We start from the raw sequence: 24,780 nt of genomic DNA on the forward strand, positions 1-24,780 counted from the left end.
CACCACCGTCGCGGCTTCGTAGACTGTTCGGGTGGCCCGAAACCTACGTCCGCCGGTAGAAGTCGTCGACGACACGTCGCAGACGAGACGGATATACGACGATCTGCGCCGCGCGATCATCACGGGGGAGTACCGCGAAGGCGAGAAACTGCCGGAGGCGCGCCTGGCCGCCATGCTCGGCACCTCCCGCCTCCCGGTGCGCGAAGCCCTGGCATTACTCGAATTCGACGGCATCGTCAGCGCGCTGCCGCGACGCAGTGCGGTCGTTCGGTCCTGGGATACCACCGCGGTGGAAGAACTCTTCGATGTCCGCATCGGCTTGGAACCGCTGGCGGCGCGCCTCGCCGCTGCCCGGATCAGGCAGGGTCACGACAGCTCGCCACTGCGGGCCGCGTTGCGAGAAGCGCAGGAGGCCACCGATTCTCGTGATCCGCTCCGCATCGCCGAGACGAACGCGAAGCTGCACGGCGCCATCGTGGAACTGTCCGGCAACTCGCTGCTCACCCAGCTGATGCGCACCATCCTCGCCCGGATGGCCTGGCTGTTCTTCCTCACCACCGAACGCAACACCGAGGAACAGCGCGACGAACACCAGCACCTCATCGACGCGATCTCCTCGGGCGACGAACGCCTGGCCGAGTACGCCATGCTCAGCCACACCGAAGCAGGTCGCACCCCCACCCTGACGATCGTCACCGCGCTACGGCACGCCGACCAGGGAAACGGTCCTGGCGCCGACCGCTAGCCCAGCCCCCACGGCCGGACCTGCGTCGGCCGGTCGTGGGGAGCTGGGCTGAACAGGCCTTTCGCTCAGACGGTGGCCGGGGCTACCGGGTCGTCGGCGAACTGGGTTCGGTAGAGCTCGGCGTACCGGCCGTCGGCGTTGAGGAGGGTGGCGTGGGTGCCGCGTTCGATGATGCGGCCGTCCTCGAGCACCAGGATCTGGTCGGCGGCGCGGATGGTGGACAGGCGGTGGGCGATGACCAGGGCGGTGCGGCCGGTCAGCGCTTCGGTGAGGGCCTCCTGAACCGCGGCCTCCGAGGTGGAGTCGAGGGACGCGGTCGCCTCGTCGAGGATGACGACCTTCGGCTGCTTGAGAAGCAGGCGGGCGATGGTGAGGCGTTGGCGTTCACCGCCGGAGAGGCGGTAACCGCGTTCGCCGACCACGGTGTCCAGGCCGTCGGAAAGAGAATCGACCAGGTCGCCGAGGCGGGCGCGACCGAGGGCGTCCCACAGTTCGTCCTCGGTGGCTTCCGGTCGGGCCAGCAGGAGGTTCGCGCGGATGGTGTCGTGGAAGAGGTGCCCGTCCTGGGTGACCAGCCCGACGGTGCGCTGGATGGATTCGGTGGTCAGGTCGCGCACGTCGGTCCCGTTGAGCCGGACCGCGCCGGAGTCGACGTCGTAGAGACGCGAAACCAGCTGGGCGATAGTCGATTTGCCCGCGCCGGAGGAGCCGACCAGCGCGATGAGCTGTCCGGGTTCGGCGCGTAGCGACACCTGGTGCAGCACCTCGACGCCGCCACGCCTGTCCAGCGTCGCGACGTCTTCCAGCGAGGCGAGCGAGACCTTGTCGGCCGAGGGGTAACCGAAGTTCACCGCGTCCAGTTCCACCGCCACCGGGCCGTCGGGCACCGGGGTGGCGTGCGGGGCGTCCTCGATCAGCGGCTTCAGGTCGAGCACCTCGAAGACACGCTCGAAACTCACCAGCGCCGACATGATCTCCAGGCGGGCGCTCGCCAGGGCGGTGAGCGGGGTGTAGAGGCGGGTGAGCAGCAGCGAGAGCGCGACCACCGAGCCCGCGTCGAGGCTGCCCGTCAGCGCGTACCAGCCGCCGAGGCCGTAGACCAGGGCGAGGGCGAGCGCGGAGACCAGGGTGAGCGAGGTGACGAAGGTGGTCTGCAGCATGGCGGTGCGTACGCCGATGTCGCGCACGCGGGTGGCGCGCTGCGCGAACTCCGACGATTCCTGCTTCGGCCTGCCGAACAGTTTCACCAGGGTGGCGCCCGGCGCGGAGAAACGCTCGGTCATCTGGGTGCTCATGGCGGCATTGAGCTGGGCCGCCTCGCGCTGCATGGCGGCGAGTTTGTTGCCGGCGCGCCGGGCGGGGATCACGAAGACCGGGAGAAGGACAAGGGCGAGCAGGGTGATCTGCCAGGAGATGCTGAGCATCACGGCGAGCGTGAGCACCAGGGTGACGAGGTTGGTGATCACGCCGGAGAGGGTGTCGCTGAACGCGCGCTGCGCGCCGATCACATCGCTGTTCAGTCGGCTCACCAGCGCGCCGGTGCGGGTCCGGGTGAAGAACGCGACGGGCATCTTCTGCACGTGATCGAACACGGCGGTGCGCAGATCGAGGATCAGACCCTCACCGATCCGTGCCGACAGCCAGCGGATCGCGATGCCGAGCCCCGCGTCGAGGACGGCCAGACCCGCGATGGCGAGCGCGAGCAGCATCACCGTGCGCGGCGCCGAACCCTCGACGATCCCGTTCACCACGTGCCCCGCCAGCACCGGTGTAGCCACACCGAGTACCGCGGCCACCACGCTGAGCAGCAGGAACCCGCCGATCCGGCGGCGATGGTGCTCCGCGAACCGCAGGATTCGCCGTGCTGTCACCATGCTGAACGGGCGCTGTTCTTCCGGCGCGTTCACGCGCCGGTACATCTGGCTGTAGGCCACTGATTCGATACTCACTGCCACTCTCCTCGAGGCTCCCCACCCATTGAACTCCTGCCCACCGACACTAAAACCTCAACAAAGGTTGACCGCAAATACTTTCCGCGCGCACCGGGTTCAGCGCACAGCGAAACCGGCGGCCGATCACCGCCCGGTGACCGGAATAGGCTGGTCGGGTGGACGACGACCGGAGCTCGGAAAAGCTGGCCGACGCACTGCGTACGCGGACCGGCTGCCCGGTCGACGCGTCGGTGCGCAGACGCGTCGAGTACTCCGCCGACGCCTCCAACTACCGCGTCCGGCCCGCCATGGTCGTGTTTCCCCGTGGCGAGGACGACGTCGCCGCCACCGTGAACTTCGCCCGGGAGAACGGGCTGTCGGTCACCGCTCGCGGCGCGGGTACCTCGGTCGCGGGCAATGCCATCGGACCCGGCATCGTGCTGGACTTCAGCAGGCAGATGAACGCCGTGCGCGCGGTCGACGTCGAGGCGCGAACAGCGACAGTGCAGCCGGGGCTGGTGCTGTCGGATCTGCAACGGCGGCTGCGGCCGCACGGGTTGCGGTTCGGGCCCGATCCGTCGACGCAGGACCGTTGCACCCTGGGCGGGATGATCGGCAACAACGCGTGCGGACCACATGCGCTGGCCTGGGGTCGCACCTCCGATACGGTGCGTGAGCTGCGCATTCTCGACGGCACCGGGGAACGGCGGACGCTCGGTTCCGACCTGGCGGCGGTGCCCGGCCTGGCGAAGTTCACCACCGCGAATCTGGCGGTGCTGCGCACCGAACTGGGACGGTTCGATCGTCAGGCATCCGGTTACGGTCTGGAACACCTGCTGCCGGAACGTGGTTCGTCGGCGGCGAAGGCGTTCGTCGGTTCCGAAGGCACCTGTGGACTGCTCCTGGAAGCGGAGGTCGCGCTCACACTGATGCCCGCCGCGACCGTGCTCACGGTGCTCGGATACCCCGATATCGCCTCGGCGGCGGACGATATCGCCGCGGTGACCAGCTGCGCGCCGGTCGCGGTCGAAGGCATCGATGCCGGACTGGTCGACGTGGTCCGCGCGCATCGGGGGACGGTGCCGGAGTTGCCGCGAGGTCGCGGCTGGCTGTTCGTCGAAACGGCGGGAGCGAGCGTGGCCGAGGCACTGGCCGCGGCCCGGCGACTGTGCGCGGCGAGCCACGCCGATGATCACCGGATCGTCACCGATCCGATGGCCACAGCGGCGCTCTGGCGCATTCGCGCCGACGGCGCCGGTCTGGCCGGACGAACCCCCGACGGGAAACCCGCGTGGCCCGGGTGGGAGGACGCCGCCGTCCCGCCGGCGAACCTCGGGGCGTACCTGCGCGAATTCGCCACGCTCACCGCCGGGTACGACGTGGGCGGTTTGCTGTACGGACACATCGGCGACGGCTGCATCCACGTCCGCCTCGACTTCCCGATCACCGACGCACCCCGGCGTTTTCGCACCTTCCTCTTCGACGCCGCCGAACTCGTTGTGCGCCACGGTGGATCGCTCTCGGGCGAACACGGCGACGGCCGCGCCAGATCCGAACTGCTCGAAGTGATGTACTCACCGGCCGCTCGCGCGGCCTTCGCGGGCTTCAAGTCCCTGTTCGACCCCGGCGACATCCTCAACCCCGGCGTCCTCGTCGCCCCGAGCCCCGTCGACGCCGACCTGCGGGTAGCCGGTCTCGCGCCGGTCCCCTCGCGAGGTTTCGCCCTGTCCACAGACCTCGGCGATTTATCCACAGCTGTGCACAGATGTGTAGGAATCGGCAAGTGCCGCGCGGATACTCGCGGTTCCGGCGGCTTCATGTGTCCCTCGTACCTGGCCACCGCCGACGAGAAGGACACCACCCGGGCCCGGGCCAGAGTGCTCCAGGAAGTCGTCCGCGGCGAACTCGGCTGGGATGCACCGGCAGTCGAGGAATCCCTCGACCTCTGCCTCTCGTGCAAGGCCTGCGCCTCCGACTGCCCCGCGGGCGTCGACATGGCCACGTACAAATCCGAGGCACTGTATCGGCGCTACCGCGGACGCTTACGGCCGATGGATCACTATGTCCTCGGCCGGCTCCCGCGCTGGCTCGCCATCGCCCAGCGCTTCCCACGCCTCGCCAACGCCCTCGCGGCCCGTCCGCGCCTGCGTCGAGCGGGCATGCGCCTGGCCGGCATCGACCCGAGGCGAGCGGCGCCGCGACTCGCCCCGACGTCGTTTCGCCGATCGTCGGGCAGCAACGACCGCACAGGTACCAGCATGACTTCGGCTACCGAAGTCATGCTGTGGATCGACACCTTCACCGACACCTTCGACCCGGAAAACGCGGCAGCCGCAGCACAACTGATCGAACGACTCGGCTATCGCGTGCGCATTCCCAGCGACCGGGTGTGCTGTGGCCTCACCTGGATCAGCACCGGCCAACTGGACGGCGCTCGCGCCCGGCTGCGCGCCACCGTGGACGCACTGGCCGCCCACGTAGCCGCGGGTGGCCTGATCGTCGGTCTCGAACCGTCCTGCACCGCCACCCTGCGTGCCGACCTCCCCGAACTGCTCCCCGCCGATCCACGAGCGAAACGGGTCGCCGCCTCGGTCCGCACCCTCGCCGAGTTCCTGCTGGAGCACCCCGGGTGGCAACCACCCCGTCGACCGCACGACACCGTGATCGTCCAACCGCACTGCCACCAGCACGCGGTAGGCGGCTTCGAGGCCGAACGCCGAATCCTCGCCGCGATGGGCGTCACCGTCGAGGAACTGGCGGGCTGCTGCGGCCTGGCGGGCAACTTCGGCATGCAACGCGGCCACTACGACATCTCGGTCGCGGTCGCCGAGAACGCCCTGCTCCCAGCGCTGCGAAACGCCCCGCCGAACGCCGTCTTCCTGGCCGACGGCTTCTCCTGCCGAACCCAGGCCGACCAACTCGCCCATACTGCCGGCGTGCATCTGGCCAGGTACCTGCTCGATTGTCCGAGCGGACCGGCTGCCGGTTGACGCCGATCACAGGCGCACAATGGTCGGATGCGTGACCAGACCCTGGACCCGGACCTGGCCTCGGCCGGTCTGTCCAGGACCGTCCGGTCGAGCAGGCCGTTCGACGTCGGCATCACCGTGTCGCCCCTGCGCCGCGGCGGCGGCGATCCCTGCCACCACGTCGGCCCGGACGGCAGCCACTGGCACGCCTCGCGAATGCCGTCCGGCGTGGTCACCTACCGGCTGACCCAGGACGGCCGTGACGGCGCCGCCGCCCGCGCCTGGGGGCCGGGAGCCGAGGAATTCCTGGCCGGCCTCGACCGCATGCTGTGTCTCGAGGAAGACCTCGACGACTTCGCCCCCGCACACCCCAAGCTGATCGAAGCCCACCGCACGGTCCCTGGTCTGCGCATGCTGAAGACCGGCCTGGTGATGGAGTCGCTGATCCCGGCCGTCCTCGAACAGAAGGTGCACACGAAGTCGTCGTTCGCCGCCTGGCGCACCCTGGTCCGCGAGTTCGGGACCAAGGCCCCCGGCCCGGCGCCGACCGGCCTGATGGTGGCGCCGGACGCCGAGACCTGGCGATTGATCCCGTCGTGGAAGTACCACCGGGCCAATGTCGGGCCGCAGCGCGCGCAGACCATCGTGCGCGCCGCCAGAGTCGCCGACTCGATCGAACGCACCGCCACCCTCGACCCGGCCGAGGCCGCGCGACGTCTGCGCAGCCTGCCCGGTATCGGCGTGTGGACGGTGGCCGAGACCGCGCAACGCGCGTTCGGCGACGCCGATGCCCTCTCGGTCGGCGACTACCACCTCGCCGCCGTCGTCGGCTGGAGTCTGCTCGGTCACCCGATCGACGACGACGCGATGATCGAATACCTGCGACCGCTACAACCCCACCGCTACCGTGCGGTGCGACTGCTGGGGCTCAGCGGGCAGGCGCGCAAACCGAAGTTCGGCCCGCGCGACCCGATCACCGACCATCGCCATCACTAGCGTGTCGCGCGCGCGTCCAGCACGCAGCGGCCCGCTTCGACCAGGGTGTTGCGCGCCCGTCTGCGCACCCGGCACTCTTCGACTGTGCAGTCGAGGTGTAGTTGCATTGCGGCGTGGGCTTGTTCGGGCTCCATCGGGCCCGGATCGATGGAGCAACTCAGCAGTGCTGTGGCGACGCGCATGTTCACTTCGCTCAATTGCATGAAAACAGCACAGCACGCAAACCCCCGGCTAACGGTGAGTACACGCGCGAAAGATGGGATTTACCGCGAATTCCCAGCACGACATCCAAGGGGGAGTGCAGGATTCCCCAGACTGGACGAAATCCACCGCAGCGGGGCATGGCGGTGTGACGGGTATGCGACACAGAAGGAGTGGGGCTGTGGCAGCGAACGCATCGAACGGAACAGAGGGGCAGGCAGGCGTCTCCTCGACGCTGCCGCGCCGCCAACTCGGTCGCTACCTGCGTGACTGGCGCACCCAGGCCGGGCTCACCATCGCCGAGGCGGCACGGCTGATGGAGTGGGGAGCCAGCACCCTCCAGCGACTGGAGAAGGGTCAGGCCGATCGCATCCGCACCATCGACATCCACGAGCTGTGCCGGATCTACGGCATTCCCGACGATCTCGCCGAAGGCTTCGCCGGTCTCGCGCAGCAGGCCGCCGTCAAGAGCTGGTGGCACGCCTACGGCGATTTGATTCCCGAAAACTTCGATATCTATGTGGGTTTGGAGGCATCGGCACATCGGTTGCGCGCCTACCAGTCCGAGCTGGTTCCCGGTCTGCTGCAGACCGCGGAATACGCACGCGCGCTGAATCATCTGGGGTTCCCCCAGGATTCGGTCGACGAGCTCGATCGGCGGGTCGCACTGCGGCTGCAACGCCAGGCATTGATCACCCGCAAGCATTCGCCCGCCGAGATCGACGTGGTTCTGCACGAATCGGTATTGCGTAGCATCGTCGGTGATGCAAAGGTGATGGCTGCGCAGTTGCGACACCTCGCCGACGCGAGTACCCGAAGTAATGTGGCATTGCGCATCCTGCCGTTTGCCGCCGGTGTTCCACTCGGAGTCTCTACCGGACCTTTCACGGTTCTCGAGTTCGGCACCGACAGCAAGGGGCAACCGGTCGAACCACCAGTGGTGTACGCCGAAGGCTTTACCGGTGACCTCTACCTGGAACGACGCGCGGATGTTCGAAGGTACGACCGGGCTCACGAATGCCTCCAGCGTCATGCGCTGGACATCCAACCGAGTAGACACCTGCTGCGGCAGGTCGCGAAGGAGTATGTGGCATGAGTTTCGATCTCGTCGACGCACACTGGTTCAAGAGCACCCGCAGTGGTGCGGGCAAGGATTGCGTCGAAGTTGCTTTCCTGTTCGGCGGGCACGTCGGGGTGCGCGACAGCAAGAATCCCGCCGGTCCCGCCCTGGTTTTCGACGGCGCGAGCTGGGATGCCTTCACCCGCGGCATCGACACCGGCGCGTTCGCGTGAACACCAAGCGCGACATCGACACCTCCGGTGCCACCTGGCTGCGTGCGGGCGCCGATGACGGCAGCGTGGAGGTCGCCATGCTGGCAGACGGGTACGTCGCGCTGCGCGACAGCAAGAATCCCGACGGTCCGGTGCTGATCTTCACCCCGAGTGAATGGACCGCCTTCACCGCGGGCGTACACGACGGCGAGTTCGATCGTCCTTGATCACGCCAGATCACAGAACGATAGATATTCGGCATAGACCGAGGTTTGATGCGGCGTCGGGTCGGGTAACCCGGGTATATGGACCGAGGGTTGAAGAAAATGCCACCCCGGTACCGGAGGCTAGCGCCTGAGGACGGTGTGGAACGCCTGATCGTGATACTGCTGTTCGCGGTATCGGCGATCGGAATCTACGTACTCACCAGCTCTTTACTGTCGGCGCTGTTCATCGGATTACTGGTCGGATTAGTCGCTGTAGGGACTGTCGCTGTCTTGTAGGCAGCCGTCGCTGCGGGGTTCCGCACCCCGCAGCGACAACAGTTCCTATCGCCGGAACAATTTATTGCCGAGCCAGACAATCGGGTCATATCGCCTATCCACGACCCGTTCTTTCAATGGAATCAACGCGTTGTCGGTGATCTTGATGTGCTCGGGGCACACATCGGTGCAGCACTTGGTGATATTGCAATAGCCCAAACCTGCTTCCTCCTGGGCCATTTCGCGTCGGTCACGGGTGTCGAGCGGGTGCATCTCCAACTCCGTGATACGCATCAGATAGCGCGGACCCGCGAAGGAGGTCTTGTTCTCCTCGTGATCACGCACCACGTGGCAGGTGTCCTGACACAGGAAGCACTCGATGCACTTGCGGAACTCCTGTGAGCGCTCCACGTCGACCTGCTTCATCCGGTACTCGCCCGGAGCGAGACCGGGCGGCGGCGCGAATGACGGTATCTCCCTTGCCTTCTCGTAATTGAACGAGACATCGGTGACCAGATCCTTGATGATCGGGAACGTCCGCATCGGGGTGACGGTGATGACCTCGTCCGGGGTGAACGTCGACATCCGCGTCATACACAGCAGGCGCGGGCGCCCGTTCACCTCCGCCGAACACGAACCACACTTGCCCGCTTTGCAATTCCAGCGGACAGCGAGGTCGGGGGTCTGGGTGGCCTGGAGCCGGTGGATGATGTCGAGCACCACTTCGCCCTCGTTCACCGCCACCGTGTAGTCCTCGAGGCTCCCGCCGTCGATGTCGCCGCGCCAGACCCGGAACCGGGCGTCGTATCCCATGGTTACGCCTTTCCCTCGGCTGCCGGGTGCGCAGCCAATTCTTGCTCGGTGTAGTACTTTTCGAGCTCGCTCAGTTCGAACAGGGCGAGCAGGTCATCGCGCATCGGCGTCTGATCGGCCGGGGTGACGGTGACGTCGGGGATCTGCGCGTCCGAAGCCGGATCGACGGCGCAGACCAGCAGTGTGTTGCGCCAGTCCGGATTCATGCCGGGGTGATCGTCGCGGGTGTGGCCACCGCGGCTCTCGGTGCGCAACAGCGCTGCCTGCGCGACACATTCGCTCACGATCAGCATGTTGGCCAGGTCCAGCGCCAGGTGCCAGCCGGGGTTGAACGGCCGTTTGCCCTGCACCGCCACGTTGGCGTAGCGGGCACGCAGCTCGGCGAGTTTGTCGATCGCCGCGCGGACCTCGTGTTCCTTGCGGATGATGCCGACCAGGTCGTTCATCGTCTGCTGGAGTTCGGCGTGCAGGGTGTACGGGTTCTCGCCGGGACCGTTCGCGGGCGAATCGAACGGCGCCAGCGCGGTTTTCGCGGCTTCGTCGATAGCGGTTTCGGAGGGTGTCGGCTTGTCGGTGAGCTGCTGCACGTAGGCCGACGCGCCGAGCCCGGCCCGGCGGCCGAACACCAGCAGGTCCGACAGCGAGTTGCCGCCGAGCCGGTTCGAACCGTGCATGCCACCGGAACACTCACCGGCAGCGAACAATCCGGGGACGACCGCCGCACCGGAATCGGGGTTCACCTCGATCCCGCCCATCACGTAGTGGCAGGTGGGGCCGACTTCCATCGGCTCGGCCGTGATGTCGACATCGGCCAGTTCCTTGAACTGATGGTGCATCGAGGGCAGCCTGCGCACGATCTCGTCGGCGGGCATGCGAGAGGCGATGTCGAGATAGACGCCGCCGTGCTCGGTGCCCCGACCCGCCTTCACCTCCTCGTTGATCGCCCGCGCGACCTCGTCGCGGGGGAGTAGATCGGGAGTACGGCGCGCGGAATCGTTGTCGCGCAACCACTGATCGGCTTCTTCCTCGGTTTCGGCGTACTGGCCCTTGAAGACCGGCGGGATGTAGTCGAACATGAACCGCTTGCCGTCGGAGTTCTTCAGCACGCCGCCGTCGCCGCGCACGCCCTCGGTGACGAGGATGCCCTTCACGCTGGGCGGCCAGACCATGCCGGTGGGGTGGAACTGGAGGAACTCCATATTGATCAGCGTCGCGCCGGAACGCAGCGCCAGCGCGTGGCCGTCGCCGGTGTACTCCCAGGAGTTCGACGTCACCTTGTAGGACTTGCCGATTCCGCCGGTGGCCAACACGATGGCCGGCGCCTTGAACAGCACGAAGCCGCCGGATTCGCGCCAGTAGCCGAACGCGCCCGCGACAGCGCCCGCGTCGGTGAGCAATTCGGTGATCGTGCACTCGGCGAAGACCTTGATCCTGGCTTCGTAGTCGCCTGTCGCCGCGTAGTCCTCCTGCTGCAACGAGACGATCTTCTGCTGCATCGTGCGGATCAGCTCCAGGCCCGTCCGGTCGCCGACATGGGCGAGGCGGGGATAGGTGTGGCCGCCGAAGTTGCGCTGGCTGATCCGGCCGTCGGGCGTCCGATCGAACAGCGCACCATAGGTTTCCAGCTCCCACACCCGGTCGGCGGCCTCCTGGGCATGCAGTTCGGCCATGCGCCAGTTGTTGAGGAACTTGCCGCCGCGCATGGTGTCCTTGAAGTGCGTCTGCCAGTTGTCCTTCTCGTTGGCATTGCCCATCGAGGCCGCGCAGCCGCCCTCGGCCATCACGGTGTGTGCCTTGCCGAACAACGACTTACACACCACCGCCACCGAAAGCCCTTGTTCGCGTGCTTCGATCACGGCTCGCAGACCCGCGCCGCCCGCCCCGATCACCACGACGTCGTAGTCGTGCCGTTCCACGTCTGGCATTGAAATACAAGCTCCTCGCGTTGTCGCAGCTCAGTTGACGAACCGCAGGTCCGAAATGGTGTGGCTCGCAACCAACATCACGTAGAAGTCGGTGAGCACGAGGGTGCCGAGGGTGGTCCAGGCCAGCGCCATGTGGCGGGTGTTGAGCTTGGAGATCTGGGTCCAGTACCAGTACCGCACCGGATGGGCGGAGAAGTTCTTGAGCCGCCCGCCCGCGATGTGCCTGCACGAATGACACGACAGGGTGTAGGCCCACAGCAGGATCACATTGACCAGCAGCACGATATTGCCGAGGCCGAAGCCGAAACCGCCACTGCTGCCGTGGAACGCGGTGATCGCGTCGTAGGTGTTGACCAGCGAGACCACCAGCGCCACGTAGAAGAAGTAGCGGTGCGCGTTCTGGATGATCAACGGCAACCGCGACTCACCGGTGTAGCGCGCGTGCGGCTCGGCCACCGCGCAGGCCGGCGGGGAGAACCACACCGAGCGGTAGTAGGCCTTGCGGTAGTAGTAGCAGGTGAGCCGGAAGCCGAGCAGGAACGGCAGCACCACGAAACCCAGCGGGATCCACATCGGCAGCTCGGGGAACGGGGTGCCGAAGTGCGCCGATCCCGGGGCGCACGAGTCGCTCAGACACGGCGAGTAGAACGGCGTCAGATAGTGGAACTCGGGGACCCAGTAGGCCGTTCGCACAAAGGATCTGATCGTCGCGTAGATGACGAACGCGGCGAGCCCGAGCGCGGTGAACAGCGGTGGTAGCCACCAGCGGTCGGTGCGGAGGGTGCGCGCGGAAATGCGGGCACGCGTTCTGCTGAAGACGCCGGTGCCCGCGGAGTGTGAAGCGGGGGAGGCGGTCGGTGCGGCACTCACGGTGGATGCCTCGCTGATCTTCGGGTCTGCGGCAGTGATCATTACCCACCGCGATGGATTGTGATGTGGAGCACCATACGCCTGTGTTCGCGCCGCTCGCGGTGGGTCTCACCCACTCGGTTGTCACACATGCCGGTGATCTCGATCACAGCCGTGACGTCCGTGACGACCCGTCATGCCCGTGCAACAAACCTGTGGTGCCCTGTGACAGGTATTCCCCGCACCGGGGAGAGGAGCGTGACGCGTAATGAGAAGAGCCGCGATCGTGGCGCCCGTCCGCACGCCCAGTGGCGTCGAGGGTGGCGCGCTGTCGGGTATGCCCGCCGAGTGGCTGGCGACCACGGTGTTGTCCGCCGTGATCGAACGCTCGGGCATCGACCCGCTACGCATCGACGATGTGGCCATGGCCTGTATCGATGGCGGCCTCTCCGACAAACCCGCGGTGGGCTCGCTCGCCGCTCGCGGTGCCGGATTACCTTTCGCAGTACCCGGTTTCGTGACCGACAAACACGGCGGCAGCGGTCTGCAGGCGGTGATCACCGCGGCGATGATGGTGCAGACCGGCGCCGCCGACGTGGTGGTCGCGGGCGGGGTGGAATGCGCGGCGACACCGGCCGGGCTGCCCGGCGGGACCGCGGGATTGCACAATGCCGAGCGGTTGGCGCACTACTACGGGATCGACCGCAATGCCGCCGACGAGTTCGCGGTGGCCAGTCATCGCAAGGCTGCCCGCGCCTGGCGGCAGGGTGCGTTCGCGGCCGAGGTCGTCGGGGTGGCCGCCGGGTACGGAGATCACCAGATCACCCGGGACGAGGGTGTGCGTGATGACCTGTCGACCCACACCCTGGCCGGTTTGCGCCCGCTGCTGCCCGAGGGCGTGGTGACGGTCGGGAACATGAGTTCGCATCGGCTCGGGGCGTCGGCGTGCCTGGTCGTGGCCGAGGATCGGCTGGGCGAGCTCGGGCTGACGCCGATGGCGTTTCTCGCCGGCTGGGCCGCGGCCGGGTGTGACAACGCGGGTCCCGGACTCGGGGCGGCGCCCGCGGTGTCGAAGCTGCTCGGGCGCACCGGGTGCTCGCTGGACGAGATCGATCTGCTCGAAATCAACGAGGGCTACGCGGTGGAGGTGCTCGCGCTGGCCACCGAGTGGGAACTCGACCCACTCGACCGGCTCAACGTGAACGGCTCCGATATCGCACTCGGGCACCCGGTCGGCGCCACGGGCCTGCGAATCATGACCACGATGCTGCACGAACTCGGCCGTACCGGCGGCCGCTACGGCCTGGAGGCCATCGCCCTCGGCCACGACCACGGCATCGCCGCCCTGTTCGAATCCGCCGAAATCGACGAACCGGCCGAGATCCCACGAGGCGCCCGCTTCCACGGCTCCCGCACACGCAGACTCGGTCGACACCGCGCCGGGTAGCCCTGATATGTCTCTCCCCAAAGGCCTCAGGGGCCCCGCTCGAGCGCGCCAGCGCTCCAATATCAAAGGTCGGCGCGACGACCCTGATGGCAGGGCCGTCGCGCCGGTGATCAGGTCTTACTTCGTTCTGGGGCGGGAGTGGAAGCCGAGGCCTTCGTCCTGGGCGCCCATCCATGCTGCTTCGTCGGACTTGCTGTCGGGGACGTAGATCGGCTCCGACCTGCGGGGGACGGCGAGTTCCGGCGGTGGTGCCTGCTCGAAGTCCTCGGCGTCGATGACGAGCCGCTCGAGGTCGTTCTCCAGACGACGGATGGTGGCCGCGTCGCCGTAGTTGGAGCGCAGTGCGCCTATCGATTGCCGGAGTTGGCCGACCGCGTAGCGCAGTTCCGCGATATCGCTGCGTGTCATCGTTACCTCCTGTGTATATGGCGGGCATACCGACTCGCCGGATCACGGGCACGCCCGAGAAGCCTCGGGCCGCACTGCACCGAGCCGTGTGACTCACCACACAACGTGATCTCCACCACAATAACGGATCTTTTCGGTTTACGCCCGGTGTTGTCGGGGATCACAGGATTGCCATCCGGTAACTGTGGCGTCACCCGGCGACGGCGTAGCGCGCGCGGACGCCGATGCTCGCTCGCTCGACCAGCGCGATGATCGAGTGGGCGACCTCCTCCGCGTGTTCGAGGATGACGCTGTGACCCGCGCCCTCGATCCGCACCAGCTCGGCGCCCGCCAGCTGTGAGGCCAGCACCACCGAGTGCGCGAACGGCACCATGAGGTCGGCCGAACCCGACAGGACGAGGGCGGGCAGATCGCCGAAGTGGGACAGGGTGTGGGCCTCGTCGAAGTCGAGCAGTGAGCTCAGGAAGCCGGACATGGTCAGCAGCGCGGTCTCGTTGAGCATCGCGGTGGCGATGGCCGTGACGCGCGGATTCACCCGGCGGGTACCCGTGCTCGCCTCGCGGATCAGGGGCGCGAAGACCCAGCGGGACAAGCGCTTCGACGCCTGCATCACCCGCGGCGCGTGCACGACGGCGCGCTGCAGCGAGGCCACGGCGTGCCGGTTGAGCAGCCTGCCGAGGCCGACCTCGGTGATGCCGCCCGCGGCGCCGGCGATCAGGCCGATCCCGGCGACCCGGTGACCGATGGCCGCGGGATAGAGGCGGGCGTAGGCGAGCACCACCATCGCGCCCATCGAATGACCGACGAGCACCACGGGCCCGGTCGGTGCGACCGCGCGCAGCACCGCGTCGAGATCGGTGGCGAGCTGGTCGATCGTGTAGGTGGCGTGATGGGCGTGCCCGGATTCGCCGTGGCCGCGGTGGTCGTAGAAGACCATGCGGGCGTCGGCGTCCCACTGTCGCAGCAGATGTTCGCGCAGGAACGACCAGGATTCGGTGTGCAGGCAGTGGCCGTGCACGAAAACCACGGTCAGGGCCGCGTCCGTGGCGCCGAAGCTGCGGACCGCGATCGGCACACCGTCATCGGCGACGACGGTACAGCGACGACCGTCGGTGTCGGTGATAGGGAAGGTCTTCGACATTGGAGCCTCCTCCGCCTCCGGCGGGACGCACCTTCAGCGGCGGGTCCTGCTGGTGTTTCGGAGAAGGTTTCCAGCGTGTTAGCCGGTCAACCCTCGCGTTATGCACCCGATGCGCAACCGATCCCGGGCGGGCTCATACCGTTACCCAGGACAATCTTCGGATATCTAGCACTTGGACTAGAAATCGATAGATGGCTATCGAGTGGTAGTTCGACAGAACTTTCTTCAACTCTCTAGGTGATGCCCTAGAAGTCCGAAGATTCTCATACGCTCCGGAGGTAGCGGCCGAAGTGGGGGACGGTGAAACCGATGGTGCCGCGTTCGGCCGAGTAGATGAGGCCCTTCTTGATCAGGCCGTCCCGCGCGGGGGACACCGAGGCGGGTTTGCGGCCGAGCTCGGCGGCCACCGCCGAGGTGGCGACCGGGGCGTCGTCGCCCGCCAGGTCGGCCATCGCGCGCATGTACTCGCGTTCGGCGGGGGTCGCGCGTTCGTAGCGGGAGCCGAAGAAGCCGACCGCGAGTTCCTCCTCGGCGGCGGGGGAAGCCACCGCGACGTCTTCGGCGGTGATCGGGCTCTCGGGCGCCTGGTCCCATGCGGCCTTGCCGTAGGCCTGCACGAAATACGGGTAGCCGTCAGCTCTTTGGTAGAGCGAATCTAGCGCGGTTTCGGTGAACTTCACCTCTTCGCGTTCGGCGGGCGCGATGAGCGCGAGGTCGGCCGATTCGCGGTCGAGCCGATCGATGCGGTGGTAGCTGAACAGTCGCTCCGAGTAGCTTTTCGAGGCCGAGAGCACCGCGGGCAGGTGCGGTAGGCCCGCGCCGACGACGATCAGCGGGGCGCCGTCCTGACTCAGTTCGTGGCAGGCGCCGCAGATCGCGGACACGTCGGCGGGGCCGAGGTCTTGCATCTCGTCGATGAAGATGGCAATGCCGACGCCGATATCGGAGGCAAGGGCCGCGGCCTCTTTGAACAGTTCGATCAGATCGATCTCGATATCGCCCGAGTCGGCGCGGCCGGTCACCGCGGGCACGTCGATACCGGGCTGCCACCGTTCGCGCATGCCCTTGTCCGCGGTGGCGCGCAACGCGAAGGCCTTGAGAATGCCGAGGAAATCGTCGACCTGTTCGGCATTGCGGGCCGACATCGCGATCGCGCGCACCGCCATGTGCAGCGCCGAGGACAGCGGTCTGCGCAGATCCTGGTCGGGTCTCGCTTCGATCTTGCCGGTGCCCCAGCCGCGCGAGACGGCGGCCGAGCGAAGCTGGTTGAGCAGCACGGTCTTCCCGACGCCGCGCAGGCCGGTGAGCATCACGCTGCGTTCGGGCCGACCGCGGGCGATGCGCTCGAGCACGATGTCGAACGCCGCGAGTTGTTTGTCGCGCCCGGCCAATTCGGGCGGACGCTGGCCGGCGCCGGGTGCATACGGATTGCGCACGGGGTCCATGCCGGATAACCGTAGCGCGTGTGCACGGGAGAATCTCGGTAACTCTGGGCTGTGTCCTAGATACTGCTAGCGAACACGAGACTGTCCGTGGTCCGAGAGGGAGGGTGATGTCCGAGCAACCTGTGTCCGCCGCCGAAATGGTCGCCGCATGGCCGCTGCCGCCGGAAGCGCACCTGGCCGACGCGGTACGCCGCAACCTATTGGCGACGCTCGAGGCGACGCTGGAGGGGGGCTACGGCGAACTACCGCCGGAGTCGCTCGCCCACCTGGCGCTCGGACCGATGATGATCATGCTCGGCAGGCTCGAGGTCGACCTGGCCGACGCCCGAACGCGCATCGACGAACTCGAGCGCGCCTTGCGGGAGCGGCGCACTGGGTAACGCGTCGCGCGGCGCGGACGATGAAATCGTTACCCGCGCCGACACGCCGGTGCCGTAGCCCGTGTTCTGGGCTTTTCCGGTCGTAGGAAAACAACTTGCGTGCTTCGCTGGACAGCGCTCATCACAGGCCGTAATCTTCTCGTGACTTAGTGGAGTCTGTCGGTTCGTCAGAGAAGCGGCGCCACTGGGTCACCGCCGAAAAGTCGTAGTCGCCAAGCGATTCGCGACCGAGCGGCGGGAGAGTAGCAAGATCGGAGACTCGTCTCGGTGGGTAAACACAGCTTGCAGCGGGATTCTCGACTGCCGAATTCCGTCAAGGGTGCCCTCGTCATGGGCGCGGTGGCCGCTACAACCGGTGCGATGCCCGCGATTTCGCAGGCCGCCACGATCAACATTCCCGGTCTCGGTAACTTCGATCTGCCGCCAGAGCTCGAGCAGCCGGCACAGCAGGTCGAGAAGCAGCTGCAGGCGATGGTCGCCCCTCAGGGCCAGGCCGCACCGCAGCTCCCGAGCGTGAACTTCGACAACCCGTTCCAGCAGCAGCAGACGGCGGGCAACATCGCCCTCGACGCCGCCCGTGGCAAGCTGGGCGCCCAGTACAACTGGGGTGCCGCAGGCCCGCAGAGCTTCGACTGCTCCGGCCTCGTGCAGTGGGCATACCGCCAGGCCGGTGTCGAACTGCCGCGCACCAGCTTCGAGCAGTCGCACGTCGGCGCTCCCGTGTCGTTCGACAACCTGCAGGCCGGTGACATCGTCATCACCAACGGTGGTGGCCACGTCGGTATCTACGCGGGCAACGGTCAGCTCCTCAACGCCGTGCAGTCGGGCACCCCGGTGTCCTACACCCACCTCAGCGCAGACGACGTCGTCACGGCTCGCCGTATCGTCTAAGGGGTGACCCCCCAGCACTCCGATAGCCAGGCCCGCGTCGACGCGTGGACCTGGTCGGTGCGCCTGTTCAAAACACGCTCGGCCGCGGCAGAAGCCTGTCGCGCCGGGCATGTGCGCGTTAACGGGGTTACCGCGAAACCGGCGCTGACCGTCCGCCCCGGTGACGAGATCAGGATCCGCCACGCGGGCCTCGAGCGCATCGTCGTGGTCGAGCGGATCATCCACAAGCGAGTCGGCCCGCCCGTCGCCGCCCAGTGCCTGATCGATCGCAGCCCCCCGCCGCCCCCGAAGGAAGTCCTCGCCACGCTGCCCCAGCGTGAGCGTGGTGCCGGCCGGCCTACGAAACGTGAACGGCGCGAAACAGATCGGCTCATGGGTCGCACCGACTAGGCGCTGGATGTAATCGGGCGTTGGCGATGAACAGCGGCGGCTCGACCGGGTCTGGTGGTCGCGGTGTGGGCGATCGCCTACGGTGGCACGTATGGGTGAGCGCACGACGATGTTATCGACTGTTCTCGCCTGCTGTATCGCTGTCGCCACCACGGGGCCGCGGCTGCTCTGGCCGCGCGGCGCCGATACCGCCTTTCTCGACGGGCTGGAGTGCGCTCCTGTTCCCCCCGCGCACACCACCGTCGGCCTGACCGCGCTCACGCAGGCGGAGCTGTCCGCGCCGACGACGATCGTCGCCGAGGGCGTGCGGACCCTGCGGTCGACGCAGCTGACCATGTCGACGTTCCTGATCCGTCACCCGGAAGCCACCTTCCTGGTCGACCCGGCGATCTGCGCGGGCGTACACCAGCGGGTGCTGCCCGAGCTGCCCTTCCCGGTGCCGCTGCTGGTCGGCCCCGACAGCCCGGTACGCGGACTGAGCGAGGTACTGGCCGCCCACGACCTCACCGGCAACGACATCGACTTCGTGCTGCCGACACATCTGCACTGGGACCACGTCGCCGGGCTGTACGAACTACCCGGGCTGGTCCCGATCCGGGTACCGACCGCCGAATACAGCTGGGCCATGACCGGTTCGCACGCCCCGCTCGGCGTCGCCCGCGGGCCCCTGCGCGGTCGCGCGTTCGACCTCTACGAACTCGACGGCCCGCCGGTGCTGACCTTCGCCCGCAGTCACGACCTGTTCGGCGACGGATCCGTGCTGATCGTCGACCTGGCGGGGCACACCCCCGGCAGCGTCGGCATCCTGCTCGCGGTCGACGACGGCTCCCGCGTCCTGCTCGCGGGCGACGCGGTCTGGAGCACCCTGCAGATCGACCGCCTGCGCGAAAAGGCGCCGCTCCTCGGTGAACTCCTCGACGCCGACCGCAACCGGGCGTTCGAGACCATCCACCGTCTGCACGCGCTTCCCGCCGAGATCGAAGTGATCCCCGGCCACGACCGCGCCGCCGTCACCGCCCGAACCGCACGCTGATCGCCGACCGGAAGGTCAGCCCGCGAGACCGGCGGCGACATCGGCGTACCTCGGACGCCAACCCAATTCATCATGGGCGAGCCGACTCGAGATCCGCATCGAGGTGTCGGACATGAGCGCGCCGATATAGGGGACGGCCAACCGGATCATCCAGGCGGGCAGCCGGATCGGGCGTGGGGTCCGCTGAGTCCGGGAGACCTCCGCGAAGAACTCCCGCCAGGTGATCGGATGGTCATCGGCGATGTTGTAGGCGCGACCGGGTGTGCCGCGCTCGAGTGCGGCGACAGTCGCGGCGGCCGCGTCGTGGACATGGACCCAGGTGTTGACCCCGCCGGAACCGAGCGGGCCCACCGGGCGGTGCTTGCGCATCGTGTCCGCGAACAGATCACTGAACGCACCGGGACCGTAGAAGAGCCCGTATCGCAACGCGATCGCGTCGACACCGGGCGCGTCGAAGACCTGACTCTCGCCGGCCACGCACGCGCGGACCACCTCGTCGGCCACCCCACCGTCGCACACCCCGAACTGATCGCGCTCGGTGATCAGCCGGTCACCGTGGTCGTGGTACCCGTAGCCGAGGATCAGCGACTGGGCGACGAACCGACCGGCGCCCACCACCGCGGCGGCATCGAGCAGGTTCGCGGTGCCGACCGTGCGCAGCAGCCCGGTCGGATCGTCGGCCGGAATCCGGCGCTGCACCTTCGCATCGCGCAGGGCGGTGGCCTGATGGATGACGGCATCGGCGCGCAGGCCCTCGACGGCGCGCAACAGGCCGTCACGGTCGAGCACATCGGTGGTGACCGGTGTGGCGCCGAGCTCGCGCACCAGCGGGTACGCACCCGGATTTCGGACGAGCGCCGACACCGTATGCCCGTTCGCGGTCAACGCGCGGATCAGAGGGCGGCCGATGGCGCCGGTGGCGCCCGCGAGCAGAACCTGCATGATCGTTCCTTCCGGCTGAGTGGGTGTTTCCCTACTTCCTGGACGGGGTAACGCCAGTGTTTGTGACGGCCTGTGATCGGCTTCACGGCACGCGGGAACGACCGTGCTGGTTGCGCGATGTCACGGCGGGTCCGCGGCGTGTCGGTGTGTATCGTGCGGCTCATGCGAGTCGACGGTCGGGAGATCCCGGTCACGGGGAAACTCCTGCAACCGCTGATCCGGCGTACCAGTGACATCGTCCGGGTGGTGCTGGCGGGGATAGGCGTTGCCGTGGTGATCGCGGGCTCGCTGATCACCCGGCCCGAGTGGCTGGCGCTGGAACGCTCGGTCGCCAAGATCGTGGACTTCCTCAGCCAGGACCAGGCGACCATGGTCTACCTGATCTACGGAATGCTCATCCTGGCACTGCCGTTCGCCATCTTCATCGAACTCGTGCTGCGCAGGCAGTGGAAGCTGCTGTTCGGGTACGGGGCGGCGGGCCTGCTCGCGGCGCTCGCCCTGTCGATCACCGGCGCGGGCATCTCCACGCCGAAATGGCACATGCCGGTCCCGGACCGCTTCGACACCTTCCTTTCCCAATTCCTCGACGATCCACGCTGGATCGCGATGCTCGCGGCCATGCTCACCGTGTCGAGCCCGTGGCTGCCGGTGCGGCCGCGGCGCTGGATGTGGTTTCTGCTGTTGATGTTCGCGCCGATCCACCTGGTCGTCAGCTCGGTGGTGCCCGCGCGGGCGATGCTCGGTCTGGTGGTGGGCTGGCTGGTCGGCGCGGTGATCGTCTGGCTGGTCGGCACGCCCGCACTCGAGGTGCCCCTCGACGCCGCGGTTCGGGTGCTCGCCGGCCGGGGATACACCGTGCAGGCCTTCCGGGTCGACCGGCCGGCCGGTCGCGGACCGTTGCTGCTCGCCACCGAGGTCGACGGGCCCGAAGACGAGATCATCGTCGAGCTGTACGGCAAGAACCAGCGCAGCTTCGGCGCGATCCGGCAGGTGTGGCGCTGGATCACCTTCCGCTCCAGCGAGACCGCACCGCTGCACGGATCGATGCACCGAGCGGTGGAACATCGGGCGCTGCTCGGCATCGCGATCGGTGACCTCGGGATGGCCGACAGTCATCAGGTCGTGGTGGCGGGACTGAGTCGCGGCTGGATGCTGTACGCGCACACCATGCCTCGCGGTACGCCGATCGCGACCCTGTCGGCGCAGGTGCTGCCCGGGGTGTGGCGTTCGCTGCTTCGCCTGCACGACAACCAGATCAGCCTCGGCGATCTGCAACCCGACCTCGTGCGAGTCAGCCAGGGCGACACCCTGTTCGGCGGTTTCGCCGCCGCCGAATTCGGTTCGGCCGAGGCACAACGCCAGACCGACATCGCCCAGCTGCTGGTGACCACCACCTCGCTCTACGGCAAACACGAGGCGGTCTCGGCGGCGATCGAGGCACTCGGCGAGGACAAAGTCGCCTACGCGGCCCGGCGCCTGACGAAATCGGCCATGTCGATCGGCATCCGAAAGTCGGTGCCGCAGTGGACCAAGGTGATGGCCACCGCCCGCGAGGAAGTGCGAAGGCAGACGGGCCACGATCGCATCCAGTCCGAACAGATCACCCGCTTCTCGCGCAACCAGCTCATCCAGCTCGTCCTGCTGGTCGCGTTGGTCTATGTGGCATATCCGTTCTTCAGCCAGGTGCCGACGTTCTTCAGTCAGCTGCGTACGCTCAACTGGTGGTGGGCGCTCGCGGGTCTGGCCGTCTCGGGGTTGACCTACGTCGGCGCCGCCGCCGCGCTCGGCGCCTGCGCGGACGGCCTGATCAAGATGCGTTATCTGCTCGTGGAGCAGCTGGCCAACACCTTCGTGGCGACGACCACCCCCGCCGGTGTCGGCGGGTTGGCGCTGAGCGTGCGGTTCCTGCAGAAGGCGGGCATGACGACCCTGCGCGCGACCGCCGCGGTGGCGATGCAGCAGTCGATGCAGGTGCTCACCCACCTGGTGCTGCTCGTGGTGTTCAGCGTGGTGGCGGGCACCTCGACCAACCTGGCCCACATCGTGCCCGACGCGACCGTGCTGTATCTGATCGCGGGCGTCGGCGTGGGGCTGATCGGCGCGTTCATGTTCGTGCCGACGCTGCGGCGCTGGGTCAATCACTCGGTGCGTCCGCAGGTCACGGAAGTGCTGGGGGAACTCGCCGACCTCGCCAAGGACCCGAAGCGATTCGTGGTCATCGTCGGCGGCTGCGGCGCGATCACGCTCGGCCAGGCGCTGGCCCTGTGGACGAGCGTCGAAGCCTTCGGCGGCGGCACGGATTTCGTGGCCGTCACCATCGTCACCATGATCGGTGGCACCCTGGCCTCGGCCGCGCCGACACCCGGTGGCGTCGGCGCGGTCGAGGCGGCGCTGATCGGTGGTCTCGCGGCCTTCGGCGTTCCGGCCGAGATCGCGGTCCCCGCCGTCCTGCTCTACCGCGTGCTGACCTGCTGGATCCCGGTCGGTCTCGGCTGGCCGGTCATGCGTTGGCTCGACAAGAAAGACATGATCTGAGTTCTCGGAGCGCTGGTGCGCTCGAGTCGCGGCCCTTCGGGCCTCGATTCTTCCCTGCCTACGGGCACTCCTTCGTCGCACCCTTCGGTCAGTCCAGAATCGGGCGGGCCGCGAACAAGACTCCGGGGTGTAGCTGACCGGGCCGGTCAGCTCGCTCGTAGTGCGATCACGAGACCGTCCTTCGAGCACACCTGCGGCACCTGGGCATCGGGCTGGGAATTGCACTGCCAGCCTTCGACCACCACCGCATCCGACGGGGCGATCGTAGTGACGTAGGTGGTGGCGACGTTGATCGCCTCGGTGCAGCCGGGGCGGCCGTCGGCGGTGCCGACCGCGATCACGGTGCGCGTGGCCCCGCCCGCGTCGGTGACCGGGCCGCAGTTCACGTCGTCCACGACGGGCGGCGGGACCGGCGCGACGCTGCTGGTGGTCGTCACCGGGGGCTGGGTCGGGTCGATCGTGCGGATCGGGCTCGGGGCGGGCGGCGGCGGTGTGGCAGGCGCCGCGTTGCCGCGCAGGCCGATGGTCAGGCCCTGGTTGACGCAGATATGCGGCACCGAGGTGTCGGGCTGGGGTTCGCAGGTCCAGCCGTCGACGGAGGCGGCGTCGCCGGTGCGCGGTACGCCGAGGTAGTCGGAGACGACATTGATCGCCTCGGTACAGCCCGCTCGACCGGCTGCGGAGGCGAACACGATGACATCGGCGGTGGCGCCGTTACCGCCGGTGACCGGGCCGCAGTTCACGTCGTCGAGGGCGGGTTGCGGCGGGTGCGTGGGACTCGGCGGCGGCAGCGGAGCGGCCGAACTTCCGGTCAGCTTCGTCGCGGTGGAGCTCGCGGCGGCCGTCGTCGGCGTCGCGGTGGTGCTCGACGCGTGCGCCGAATGATCTTCCTCGTCCTTGCCGCAGCCGGACAAGCCTGCGATCACGGCGAGTGCGGCAACCGCGCTAGCGGCGAGCTGGGTGGTTCTCACAGTTCCTCCCAAGATGTTTAGCTGCCCCGTTGCCTGCGTATTCAATCACGGTGTCGCACAGCGCTGTCTGATCCAGCTGAACGGCACGCCAGAAGGAAAGCCCGCTGATCGGAGACCTGATATCGCATCGATAGCGATGCGATCGCTGAAAGTCTCGACTCGAGCGCGCCAGCGCTCCGAAGACAGAGCGCCTAAACTGTCTGGGACGTAGCCGGATCATGACCGAGAGGTGTTGTTTCGATGGGATCCCGGACGGTGGTCGCCGACGTCGCCGATGAGTTGGCGCGCCGCGTAGCCACCGGCGAGTACCGGCCCGGCGAGCTGATGCCGTCGGTGCGGCAGGTCGCCGACGAGTTCGGGATGAACCGCGCTACCGCCCAGCTCATCCTCGGCCGTCTCGAGTCCTACGGATTCGTCGAGGCCAGGCGAGGTAAGGGGTTCACCATCCGCGATGTCCGCGTCGAGGGTGGCATGGACGTCTACCGGCACCTGTTCCGGTTCTCGATCACCGCGCCCGCGGTCGCCGCCGAGATGTTCACCGACATCGTCGAGGTCGAACGCGGCATCGTGGGCGAGGCGCTGCTGGCTTACACCGCGGGGGAGAAGGTGCTCGATCCGGCCGAGCTCGCCGCCGCCGTCGACGAGCTGGAGGCGATGGCGCGCCACGCCGTGCCCGACCACGCGCGCATCATCGCCGCCGAGATCGCGCTGGTGCGCAAGCTACTCGGCGTGCTCGAGATGAGTATGCAACGCGCGGTGCTGAATTCGATCGCCGATATGGTCGTCGAGGTGCCCGAGGCGGTCGCCGCCTATTTCGCCGTCGCGCCCGATCTGCACGTGCTCGTCTGGCGCGCGCTGCTCGCTGTGTGGGACGCCGAATCCGCGCCGAGCGAGGCACAACTCGCGCTGTTCGGGGACTTGTTCGCGCTGTACCACGAGAAGGTGATCGCTCGCTTCGGTCAACTCGTCGGCGAGACTCCGGTCCACACCGTGCCGCTGAGCTCGGCCGTCTGA

General features: G+C 67.7%; 23 protein-coding genes. 13 read left to right on the top strand and 10 right to left on the bottom strand.

Annotated elements, in window-relative coordinates; genetic code table 11:
- Nucleotides 1–31 precede the first annotated feature (31 nt).
- Nucleotides 32–745: a GntR family transcriptional regulator gene (locus tag ACFVJ5_RS21130; protein ID WP_379222372.1), complete on the top strand. Its 714-nt coding sequence runs from the start codon at nt 32–34 to the stop codon at nt 743–745.
- Nucleotides 746–810: 65 nt separating this feature from the next.
- On the opposite strand, the gene ACFVJ5_RS21135 is transcribed toward ACFVJ5_RS21130, so the two are convergent.
- Nucleotides 811–2,694: an ABC transporter ATP-binding protein gene (locus ACFVJ5_RS21135; RefSeq protein WP_379222374.1), complete on the bottom strand. Its 1,884-nt coding sequence runs from the start codon at nt 2,692–2,694 to the stop codon at nt 811–813.
- A gap of 158 nt (nt 2,695–2,852) precedes the next feature.
- Here ACFVJ5_RS21135 and ACFVJ5_RS21140 point away from each other — a divergent pair, with 158 nt between their 5' ends.
- Together ACFVJ5_RS21140 and ACFVJ5_RS21145 are read left to right on the top strand one after the other, a co-directional pair.
- Nucleotides 2,853–5,666, top strand: coding sequence for an FAD-binding and (Fe-S)-binding domain-containing protein (locus tag ACFVJ5_RS21140; protein WP_379222376.1), 2,814 nt, complete (start codon nt 2,853–2,855; stop codon nt 5,664–5,666).
- Between the two features lie 27 nt (nt 5,667–5,693).
- Nucleotides 5,694–6,641, top strand: coding sequence for a DNA-3-methyladenine glycosylase family protein (locus tag ACFVJ5_RS21145; protein WP_379222378.1), 948 nt, complete (start codon nt 5,694–5,696; stop codon nt 6,639–6,641).
- Here the strand turns inward: ACFVJ5_RS21145 and ACFVJ5_RS21150 are convergent.
- Complete coding sequence (locus ACFVJ5_RS21150) at nt 6,638–6,844, bottom strand: hypothetical protein (protein WP_101465132.1); 207 nt, start codon at nt 6,842–6,844, stop codon at nt 6,638–6,640. The genes ACFVJ5_RS21145 and ACFVJ5_RS21150 overlap by 4 nt on opposite strands.
- 179 nt (nt 6,845–7,023) lie before the next feature.
- Here ACFVJ5_RS21150 and ACFVJ5_RS21155 point away from each other — a divergent pair, with 179 nt between their 5' ends.
- From ACFVJ5_RS21155 to ACFVJ5_RS21165, 3 genes are read left to right on the top strand one after another with little or no spacing between them, the layout of a single operon-like run.
- A complete protein-coding gene (locus ACFVJ5_RS21155; protein WP_379222380.1) occupies nt 7,024–7,938 on the top strand; it encodes a helix-turn-helix domain-containing protein in 915 nt (304 codons plus the stop codon).
- The gene (locus ACFVJ5_RS21160) at nt 7,935–8,135 is read left to right on the top strand and encodes a DUF397 domain-containing protein (RefSeq protein ID WP_378634799.1); all 201 of its coding nucleotides are present in this window, start codon (nt 7,935–7,937) and stop codon (nt 8,133–8,135) included. Before ACFVJ5_RS21155 ends, ACFVJ5_RS21160 begins: the two co-directional genes overlap by 4 nt.
- Complete coding sequence (locus tag ACFVJ5_RS21165; protein WP_379222382.1) at nt 8,132–8,341, top strand: DUF397 domain-containing protein; 210 nt, start codon at nt 8,132–8,134, stop codon at nt 8,339–8,341. Before ACFVJ5_RS21160 ends, ACFVJ5_RS21165 begins: the two co-directional genes overlap by 4 nt.
- A gap of 321 nt (nt 8,342–8,662) precedes the next feature.
- Here ACFVJ5_RS21165 and ACFVJ5_RS21170 read toward each other — a convergent pair whose 3' ends face one another.
- Genes ACFVJ5_RS21170 through ACFVJ5_RS21180 form a run of 3 tightly spaced genes read right to left on the bottom strand, consistent with a single transcriptional unit; the run spans nt 8,663 to nt 12,204 of the window.
- Nucleotides 8,663–9,409, bottom strand: a complete 747-nt coding sequence (locus ACFVJ5_RS21170) for a succinate dehydrogenase/fumarate reductase iron-sulfur subunit (protein WP_378634804.1) — start codon at nt 9,407–9,409, stop codon at nt 8,663–8,665.
- 2 nt (nt 9,410–9,411) lie between these two features.
- Entirely contained in the window at nt 9,412–11,334 is a 1,923-nt protein-coding gene (locus ACFVJ5_RS21175; protein WP_379222384.1) for a fumarate reductase/succinate dehydrogenase flavoprotein subunit, read from the bottom strand.
- A gap of 30 nt (nt 11,335–11,364) precedes the next feature.
- Nucleotides 11,365–12,204, bottom strand: a complete 840-nt coding sequence (locus ACFVJ5_RS21180) for a hypothetical protein (RefSeq protein WP_378634809.1) — start codon at nt 12,202–12,204, stop codon at nt 11,365–11,367.
- A 247-nt stretch (nt 12,205–12,451) separates the two neighbouring features.
- Between ACFVJ5_RS21180 and ACFVJ5_RS21185 the strand changes: the two genes are divergently transcribed.
- Nucleotides 12,452–13,630 carry an acetyl-CoA acetyltransferase gene (locus ACFVJ5_RS21185; protein WP_379222386.1) on the top strand — a complete coding sequence of 393 codons (1,179 nt, stop codon included), beginning with the start codon at nt 12,452–12,454 and terminating at the stop codon, nt 13,628–13,630.
- A gap of 117 nt (nt 13,631–13,747) precedes the next feature.
- On the opposite strand, the gene ACFVJ5_RS21190 is transcribed toward ACFVJ5_RS21185, so the two are convergent.
- The 3 genes from ACFVJ5_RS21190 to ACFVJ5_RS21200 all read right to left on the bottom strand — a co-directional run bounded on the left by ACFVJ5_RS21190 (nt 13,748) and on the right by ACFVJ5_RS21200 (nt 16,624).
- Complete coding sequence (locus ACFVJ5_RS21190; RefSeq protein WP_056824003.1) at nt 13,748–14,038, bottom strand: hypothetical protein; 291 nt, start codon at nt 14,036–14,038, stop codon at nt 13,748–13,750.
- A gap of 190 nt (nt 14,039–14,228) precedes the next feature.
- The gene (locus ACFVJ5_RS21195; protein ID WP_379222388.1) at nt 14,229–15,179 is read right to left on the bottom strand and encodes an alpha/beta fold hydrolase; all 951 of its coding nucleotides are present in this window, start codon (nt 15,177–15,179) and stop codon (nt 14,229–14,231) included.
- Between the two features lie 263 nt (nt 15,180–15,442).
- Nucleotides 15,443–16,624, bottom strand: coding sequence for an AAA family ATPase (locus ACFVJ5_RS21200; RefSeq protein WP_379222390.1), 1,182 nt, complete (start codon nt 16,622–16,624; stop codon nt 15,443–15,445).
- Between the two features lie 107 nt (nt 16,625–16,731).
- Here ACFVJ5_RS21200 and ACFVJ5_RS21205 point away from each other — a divergent pair, with 107 nt between their 5' ends.
- From ACFVJ5_RS21205 to ACFVJ5_RS21220, 4 genes are all read left to right on the top strand, one after another.
- Entirely contained in the window at nt 16,732–17,004 is a 273-nt protein-coding gene (locus ACFVJ5_RS21205) for a hypothetical protein (protein WP_378634819.1), read from the top strand.
- Nucleotides 17,005–17,334: 330 nt separating this feature from the next.
- Complete coding sequence (locus ACFVJ5_RS21210) at nt 17,335–17,895, top strand: C40 family peptidase (RefSeq protein ID WP_379222685.1); 561 nt, start codon at nt 17,335–17,337, stop codon at nt 17,893–17,895.
- A gap of 3 nt (nt 17,896–17,898) precedes the next feature.
- Nucleotides 17,899–18,285 carry an RNA-binding S4 domain-containing protein gene (locus ACFVJ5_RS21215; RefSeq protein ID WP_378989287.1) on the top strand — a complete coding sequence of 129 codons (387 nt, stop codon included), beginning with the start codon at nt 17,899–17,901 and terminating at the stop codon, nt 18,283–18,285.
- 91 nt (nt 18,286–18,376) lie between these two features.
- Nucleotides 18,377–19,318, top strand: a complete 942-nt coding sequence (locus ACFVJ5_RS21220) for an MBL fold metallo-hydrolase (RefSeq protein ID WP_379222392.1) — start codon at nt 18,377–18,379, stop codon at nt 19,316–19,318.
- 15 nt (nt 19,319–19,333) lie between these two features.
- On the opposite strand, the gene ACFVJ5_RS21225 is transcribed toward ACFVJ5_RS21220, so the two are convergent.
- Complete coding sequence (locus ACFVJ5_RS21225; RefSeq protein WP_379222394.1) at nt 19,334–20,260, bottom strand: NAD-dependent epimerase/dehydratase family protein; 927 nt, start codon at nt 20,258–20,260, stop codon at nt 19,334–19,336.
- 162 nt (nt 20,261–20,422) lie between these two features.
- Between ACFVJ5_RS21225 and ACFVJ5_RS21230 the strand changes: the two genes are divergently transcribed.
- Nucleotides 20,423–22,795: a lysylphosphatidylglycerol synthase domain-containing protein gene (locus ACFVJ5_RS21230; protein ID WP_379222396.1), complete on the top strand. Its 2,373-nt coding sequence runs from the start codon at nt 20,423–20,425 to the stop codon at nt 22,793–22,795.
- Nucleotides 22,796–22,941: 146 nt separating this feature from the next.
- Here ACFVJ5_RS21230 and ACFVJ5_RS21235 read toward each other — a convergent pair whose 3' ends face one another.
- On the bottom strand, nt 22,942–23,766 hold the full coding sequence (locus tag ACFVJ5_RS21235) for a hypothetical protein (RefSeq protein ID WP_379222398.1): 825 nt from the start codon (nt 23,764–23,766) through the stop codon (nt 22,942–22,944).
- A gap of 240 nt (nt 23,767–24,006) precedes the next feature.
- Between ACFVJ5_RS21235 and ACFVJ5_RS21240 the strand changes: the two genes are divergently transcribed.
- Nucleotides 24,007–24,780, top strand: coding sequence for a GntR family transcriptional regulator (locus tag ACFVJ5_RS21240; RefSeq protein WP_379222399.1), 774 nt, complete (start codon nt 24,007–24,009; stop codon nt 24,778–24,780).

Origin of the sequence: Nocardia sp. NPDC127606 (assembly GCF_042671725.1) — a bacterium.
GTDB lineage: Bacteria > Actinomycetota > Actinomycetes > Mycobacteriales > Mycobacteriaceae > Nocardia.